This window comes from Psychrobacter sp. AOP31-B2-9 (assembly GCF_052378005.1).
GTDB lineage: Bacteria > Pseudomonadota > Gammaproteobacteria > Pseudomonadales > Moraxellaceae > Psychrobacter.
In genome coordinates, this window is sequence record NZ_JBQSXG010000135.1 from 1 (window position 1) to 7955 (window position 7955).

Sequence of the window (7955 nt, forward strand, 5' to 3'; positions counted from 1 at the left end):
ACATTCATCATCTCAACGACCTTAGTGACCTTGATGAGTTTTAATAGAGAGGCATCCGTCGGTACTGCCGCTTGTGCAGATAACGTTGGCACCGCCATCAAGCTAACAGCACTTATGCTTAAAGATACAGCGAATACGGTGTTTTTCAGTATAGCGCTCTTAAATAAAGTTCTCATATAATTATCACCTTATGGTTTGTTATCTACTTTTAGCAGACTATAGTCTATTAAATTCAAAGGTAGTATAAGGCAACCGAGTGTGTATGTATACGTGATACTTCAAGCGAGGTTAGCGCAGTCACAGTTTTATAGTGGAGTGACTATATCCGGTAAAGTCAAAACATCTGCGTCTGGTACGGATAATGTCAATATGACTTCTTGAAACAATGGGTCTTTGCGAAACTGGTTTTCAATAGCTTCAAACTTATGAGCGATTTCTCTCTCTTTTTGATTACCAGCGATGTCTACTGCTGCCACCATAAATATTTTTTTGGGCCCTACCCACTCTAGATGCAAGTACGAGACACTGTCAATATCTGCATGATTCAGCAACTCACTTAATGCATAGCCATGTATTTGCTCTGATACTTTGTGGCCAACCAAAAAATCACGGTTACGGCTAATCAAAAATATGGCTACAGCGCCTAATAATAGTCCAACGATAATAGAGCCTAGTGCATCCCAAAATGGCTGTCCAGTATAAGCATGCATACCCATCGAAGCAGCAGCAACCACTAAGCCAATGACAGCGGCTAAGTCTTCAAAGAACACACCACGTAACGTCGGGTTAGACGTATTAATTACATAACCAATGGCACTGATATTAATTGCCTCGCCATGTTTTTTACTTTGTAAATAAGCCTGCCCTAACGAAAATCCTTCGAGCACAAACGCGACCGCTAATATAATAAAGCCGATGGTGTAATTGGTGTCGCTCTCCACCGCATTCCACTCGGTGATACCTGTATAAATGGAGACGATAGAGCCTGCCATAAACACCCCAAAAGCGGCAATCATCGACCAAACATAGGACTCCTTGCCATAGCCTAACGGGTGACTACTATCTGCAGGTTTTACCGCCTTTTTTTCGGCAACAATTAACAAGGTGCCGTTGCCTGCATCTGCCCAAGAATGCGCGGATTCGGCTATCATAGAAGCAGAACCTGTCATCACTGCCGCAACAGTTTTTGCAATAGCAATGACAAGGTTTGCTCCAACAGCAATCAATACTGTCGTCAATGAATTCGAGTGTTGCTCACTTTCATTGGTGGCAATATTAGTAGCATTATTGGCGTCAATATTATCCATACCAACACCACGCGCCATTCGCGTCGTAGGTTGAGCAATGGGAGTATTCTTCGAATGGGTTTTTGGCGGCTTTAGACTCATAATAGCCTCGATACAGACATGTTAAACATAGATATTTAGCGACTCAACGATATAATCGGTTCAGGATAGCAATTGTAAGATAATTGGGATACATGCTTAGAAGCTATATATTTAAGAACTACATACTTAAAAAATATATACTTAGAAAAATAGCAACAGTAGATTAGCCTACTATCCATCCATATTTCTATAAGCTTAACGCTCATGCTCACTATCTAGCTCTCCGACCGTCTCTTTTAACTCACAGCTTGGGCGATGTGAGCTTTGCATACGCAAGTTTTTGCGCTCTAACGCAGCATCCGCACGGCACTGTTGTAGATTATTTTTAATCTCAAGTGGTGGCACTACGGTTGGCTTACCCTTATCATCGATAGCGACCATCGTAAAGTAACAGCTATTGGTATGACGGACGGTACGCGCTCGCACGTCTTCGGCTTCGACACGAATGCCAATCTCCATAGAGGTGTTTCCCACATAGTTGACACTGGCAGCAAAAGTCACCAGCTCACCTACATAGATAGGCTCTCGAAACATCACTTGGTCGACAGATAGTGTCACCACATAGTTACCGCTATATCGGCTGGCACAGGCATAAGCAACCTGATCAAGCATTTTTAACAAATCACCACCATGCACATTGCCGATAAAATTTGCCATATCGGGTGTCATGAGTATCGACATATATAGCTCGCTATTTAAAGGAGCTTTTTGAGCAGATGAGCTGGTGTTGGATTGTGGCATGATGATCCTTATTTTTGGAGACGTTTATTTATCTATGCTTATGAGCCAGTATGACAGATTTAACGCATTAAGAATATTTAGCTGAGCCAATGAAAGCGATAAGCCAACCATGCAACAATCGTACTTACGCTACCTGTCAAAATCCCGCCCCAAGCAAAATCCACTAATGCTGTATCCATCGTAAAGCCTTTATACAATGCCAAACTGGTAAAATCATACGTACCGTAAGCCATTAGTCCTATCAAGCCACCAAGTAAGAATATGTGACCAAGCGACGCACCGGCTTTGATTTGAGGATAAAGAATTAATATACACAGTGCGAACAAGTAAAACAGGTAGAACACGCCAGCGGCGACCATGTTTGGCTCATCGGCAAGCAAGTGGCCAATACGCTTTTCATAGAACAAGCTGGTCATCGTTTTGAGCCAGATCGCATCGATACCCAAAAATATAACCACAGCAGCAAGATAAATAAAAACATAGCCCATGATAGTCTCCTCAATAAAATAAATGAAACCACACAACTCTTATAAGGTCAGGTGAGGTTCCATCAAACCTAGGGCGTGTGCTAAACAGCCGCTGGCAAATCAGAAAAATGTAGCGTATCGATATTGTTTGGCTTTACGGCTGTCACTTGTACCACACCAATCGTGCGCTCTAAAAAACCACCTTCGCAGTAGCAAAAGTAAAAATTCCATAAACGAATAAAGGCATCATCATAACCGAGCTCAGTTATTTCTTCGCGCTGTGCCATAAAGGCTAGACGCCAATCTCTAAGCGTATGTGCATAATCAAAGCCATAATCATGAAGCTGTTTGATCACCATGTCCGTTTGCTCGGTGAACTGGGTATTGAGCTCTTGGTTGGACAGTAGACAACCACCTGGGAATATATGCGTCTGGATAAAATCAACCGAATTGACATACTCTTGATAGTTCTGGTCATTGAAGGTAATTGCCTGTAAAACCATCAGCCCTGTAGGCTTCAGCAGACTGTTACATTTAGCAAAGAATACTGGCAAATATTCATGTCCAACGGCTTCAATCATCTCGATGCTAACCAGCTTATCGTACTGTCCTGTCAGCTCACGATAGTCCTGCTTGAGTAACGTAATTTTATCAGACAGACCTGCTGCTGCTACTCTTCGTTGTGCTTCGTCGTACTGCGCATCAGAGATGGTCGTCGTCGTGACTTTACAGCCATAATGCGTGGCGGCATAAATAGCAAAACCACCCCACCCAGTACCGATTTCAACCACATGATCGTCAGCAGTCAACTGCAAACGCTGGCAGATAAGCGCCAGTTTGTGCTGCTGCGCATCGCTCAACGACACATCAGGCGCACAATATACCGCTGATGAATACATCATCGTCTCGTCTAAAAAACGCTGATACATGTCATTACCCAAATCATAATGGGCTAATATGTTGGACTTGGAGCCAATTTTGTCATTGCTACGCAACTGATGCTTGGCTTTTTCAAAGGCCTTACTGATACCTGCAAAACGATTTTCTAACTTATTGAGTACCGTCAAGTTACGCGCTGCCAACCGAATCAATCCAGTCAAATCATCCGTATCCCACTCACCATTAATGTAGCTATCTGCTAGCGCAATAGAGCCACCTAGCAGCAGCTGACGATATACAGCGGTGTCGTGAATCATCAAAGTCACATGCAACGAATGCCGTCCGACTGCTGAACTGCTTACGGTGCTATCAGACTCACCACCAAAACGGGTAGTCTTAGGAGCATTGTCGTCAAACGCCTCAATTAAAGTAATGCTCCCAAACTGAACATGCTGCAACGCTTGAAATATCAGCTTTCTGGCTACTTTATTTACCCCACCACTCACTGGCTGCAATACAGTACTCTCATTGATTGCTTGATTTATCCGCGCGCTCACTTTTTCTAATGTTGAGACAGGTGCTCGGTCAGTCGGTCGTGCTGGCATTGTGTGTTTATCCTTATTTAAGTTTAAGTGCTTTATTTTTGATATTACATTTATAAAATTCTCGAACTACTCGGATTTTTTAACGCTTAATACTTGTTCTTGTCCATGCTGCCTTCTTTTTGCTGGCTATCGGCTAGCTTTTCGTCATAATTAATATAAGGAACTTTTTTGATCGCATACAGTTTGAAAGCATGCCAATAAATACGAGTTAAGGACGTCATATTCATCAGCGGGTTTTGTCGTAAGCTTTTGCGAACAGAAGCGGTGGTCATTGGCACGCCAGATATCTTTATACCTGTTTTTAAAACTTCACCACGCTCATCACTGATATCAATCCCAATACGCACCTGCAAGCAGTTATCGGATTGCTTTTTTACCTTAACCTGCCAGCGATATAGCTGATCGATAGGATTAAAAGGTGACACATGAAAGTCTTTGTCATGACAAAACTCGGTATTCTCGCCATCAAGCAAGAACCCATAGTAATGGCGCTTGTCCCACGGTGTATTGGACACTTCAGCGAGCAAGTGCGTCGGGTTCTGCTGTTCGTCAAAGCCCAAATAAAAATTGACTGGGCTAAAATATATACCTGCATTACGGCATACTAGCAATCCAATCATATCGCCTTTTGGCGTACTGCCTGCCTGCTCCATAAATGCTTGGTTTAAACGATCATGAAGTGCTTGAATGGGATTTATATCAGCCTCTGCGTTCTTGTCTTTAATTTTGCTTTTACTTTTAACTAAGTCGCTTAAATCACTGGTGCTATCTGACCCTTGTGACTGTAATTTTTGCAAATAATCATCGGGACAAAACTGCTGCAAGGCTTTTTTATTTGATGAAAATAATGGCAAGCCTTTTGCCAATAACCTTTTTAACGGCAACCTTTTCAACTGCTGATTCTCGCTAAAAACTGCCGTATTTATTTCAGGAAGGTTTTCACCTCTAACCAATGCACTGATATTGACGCCCCAATAGCGATACGGATACACAAACTTATGTACATTTGGCAGCAATCGACTGTGCCACGTCGTTCCATGGAACAGCTGATGTGGCAGTTTACTGTTGGACGAATGCTGCTCAATAGGCATAGTGCGCTCTTTTATGGTATTGGTTGATTTTAATGCCAAAATTTCAATTTTGAAACTGCAATGCCATCATTATTTCGCTTTTCGACGACCAAACAAGCTTGTCTTTTTCTTTTCATTGGTATCTACAACTTTGGGCTGTAAACTTTTCACGTAGTTAACCAGCTCTTGATTGGTAGACGCAATTGTCACCTGACGTTTATTGAGTTTTCGTACATTGATATCTGCCTTGACCGGTAAGCCTTTATAACGAAATGGCGTATGCGCACTCTCAGCATCCGGTAGATGGCTTGGGTCTACATCATCTTTGATATCAATAGTATCACCGAGCGTTTGACACACACGTAGCCCACTGCGCACGCCATCTTCATGAAAACCATTGAACCAATATGCTCCGCAAAAATGCGTGTGCGACCTACCACCAGAGATAGTCGACCATTTTGTTTGCGCATCCATCATCGCTTTATCAAACACTGGATGACTATAATCAATACTTTTAATAACCTGCTTCTCATCAATAGTTTTATTGGCTATCGCTGGATTGAGCGTGACTAAATAATTGTGTTTCTTAGTGAGGCGTTGCAGAATATTCATGTGATAAGTAAGCACTGGCTTAGCAGGGGTTTTTGCGCTTTCGATAGCTTGCCCTGCTTCAGTCACATTACCCGACGCTGTTTCATCAATGAGGTAGTTCCAGCTTGCCCATGCCAAAGGCTTCTTGGGTAAAATACTGGTATCGGTATGAAGGACAGCCCTGTTGTTAGTAAAACGGAAATGCTTCAGCACCTCAGTTTCATCAGTACTGGCATCTTTTAAAATCTTTAACGCCGTATCTGCATGACAAGCAAAAACCACCTCATCGAACACTAAGTTTTCGGTCAGTTTTTCAATACTGTCATCAGCACTGGCTGCATTTTGAACGGTCAATGACACTTGATCACCATCACGAACCACCGATTGCACTGGACTATTTATTCGTACCTCGCCACCCGCTTTAACAAAGCGCGTAACCAGTTTATTCACATATTGTTTTGATCCACCTTTGATAGTGAACCACTGCGGGCGGTTGACCACATCAAGCAACCCATGGTTATCGAAAAATTGTGCAAATAGTACCAAAGGAAAGTCTTTTACATCATGTAGACTGGTCGACCAAATAGCAGAAACCATTGGTAGTAGATAGTTGTCTTTAAACAATGCCCCATAGCTTTTTTGTGCTAAATAACTGCCAAGTGTTTGCTCAGTAAAACTGCTAACGTCCTCTCCTTTTGCACGGGCAGTATCGTAATCCTGACGCAACTGCTTGATGTGTTTATTAAACTGTAAAATATCTTTAATAAACTGCCAAAATTTTGGGTTAAGCACATTTTTACGCTGTGATACTAAAGTATTGAGTGTGTGACCGTTGTATTCAAAATTGCTCGCCGTGTTTTTCACTGAAAAGCTCATGTCTGTCGACTGAAACGGTACTTTTAAATCATAAAGCAAGCGAAAAAAGTTAGGGTAAGTACGCTCATTAAATACGATAAACCCTGTGTCTATTGCACTGTTTTCAGTATTACCACTCTTTGATTTTTTGCTATCCTGTAATGCCACATTAATCGTGTTTACATGACCACCAATATAATCATTGGCTTCAAACACGGTTACGTCATGTTGTCCCACTAGGTAATGCGCACAGGTTAAGCCTGATACGCCTGAGCCAATAATGGCGATGCGTTTTTTCGTTTGGACTTTAGGATTATTGTTTGCAGCATTGCTGGCGTTGTTAGAGACTGATTTTGAATTCTTACGTTTACGGCGAATAAACGGCATGGAGGGCTTCCTTTATATTTTCATCTGTTCTGATGACTGAAATATTGTTACCAATAATGACTTATTTTTTATTGAGCTTGCTACTCACTTGTTGCCATACCAAATCTGGCAGTATGCCCAACGCTTTTAATGGAAAGGTAAGTTTTTTGGGAAACTCAATGACATCGTGACCGCTCTCTATACCGTCTCGGATGGCCTGACTGGCTTGCTCTGGTGTCTGGATGAATGGCATAGGGAAATCGTTTTGTTTGGTCATTGCCGTTTCGACGAAACCTGGTACCACTAAACTGACTGACACATCATGCGGCGCAAGGCTAATCTGTAGAGTTTTCATTAAATAATGGATAGCAGCTTTTGAGCTTCCATAAGCTTCCGCACGGGCAAAAGGTACATAAGCAGAGGCTGAGCCGATACCGACCAAGCGACCTTTTGAAGCGATCAACTTGGGCAAGGCCCCTTCTATCGCATGCGACAACGTGCCCATATTCACCGACATAACTTTCATAAAGACACTGCTATCAAAGTTTGGCATGTCTAAATATTCACACATGCCAGCACCACAGATTGCCACATCAATCTCAGATATTTTATCAAAGGCATCAAGCACCTTGTCCCGATCCATCAAATCCAAGTCAATAACCTCTGCGCCTAGCGCTTTGAGCTCGGCCAATGCATCCGCATCACGACCAACAGCATAGACGTGATGCCCTTCTAGTAGATAATCTTTGGTCAACTGGTTACCAATACCCGAAGTCGCGCCAGTAATCAGAATATGGAGTTTTTTAGAAGCATCTGTCATCGTTATTATCCTTTATCATCTCTTTTATAATATAAAAATCACCACTTAATAAGGCGTCATATACATAATAATTATTATCATTTGATATACGATATTATTTGTATTTATTTAAGCTATTGCTCATTTTATTTAAAAAATCTGGTGGTGTTCTAAAAAGTATGCTGGCATCAGAC

At 42.1% G+C, this 7955-nt stretch carries 7 protein-coding genes; all 7 read right to left on the reverse strand.

Annotated elements, in window-relative coordinates; genetic code table 11:
- Window positions 1-305: 305 nt before the first annotated feature.
- Entirely contained in the window at window positions 306-1388 is a 1083-nt protein-coding gene (locus ACT3SX_RS12405; protein WP_192520412.1) for a cation diffusion facilitator family transporter, read from the reverse strand.
- 195 nt (window positions 1389-1583) lie between these two features.
- Entirely contained in the window at window positions 1584-2129 is a 546-nt protein-coding gene (locus ACT3SX_RS12410; RefSeq protein ID WP_192520411.1) for an acyl-CoA thioesterase, read from the reverse strand.
- 77 nt (window positions 2130-2206) lie between these two features.
- On the reverse strand, window positions 2207-2617 hold the full coding sequence (locus tag ACT3SX_RS12415; RefSeq protein WP_192520410.1) for a DUF2177 family protein: 411 nt from the start codon (window positions 2615-2617) through the stop codon (window positions 2207-2209).
- A gap of 80 nt (window positions 2618-2697) precedes the next feature.
- Entirely contained in the window at window positions 2698-4080 is a 1383-nt protein-coding gene (locus tag ACT3SX_RS12420) for an SAM-dependent methyltransferase (RefSeq protein ID WP_192520409.1), read from the reverse strand.
- An 86-nt stretch (window positions 4081-4166) separates the two neighbouring features.
- Window positions 4167-5171 carry a DUF1365 domain-containing protein gene (locus tag ACT3SX_RS12425; RefSeq protein ID WP_192520408.1) on the reverse strand — a complete coding sequence of 335 codons (1005 nt, stop codon included), beginning with the start codon at window positions 5169-5171 and terminating at the stop codon, window positions 4167-4169.
- A gap of 69 nt (window positions 5172-5240) precedes the next feature.
- The gene (locus ACT3SX_RS12430; RefSeq protein WP_192520407.1) at window positions 5241-6983 is read right to left on the reverse strand and encodes an NAD(P)/FAD-dependent oxidoreductase; all 1743 of its coding nucleotides are present in this window, start codon (window positions 6981-6983) and stop codon (window positions 5241-5243) included.
- A 61-nt stretch (window positions 6984-7044) separates the two neighbouring features.
- Window positions 7045-7782 (reverse strand): SDR family NAD(P)-dependent oxidoreductase, encoded by a 738-nt coding sequence (locus tag ACT3SX_RS12435; protein ID WP_192520406.1) that lies wholly within the window; start codon window positions 7780-7782, stop codon window positions 7045-7047.
- Window positions 7783-7955 lie beyond the last annotated feature (173 nt).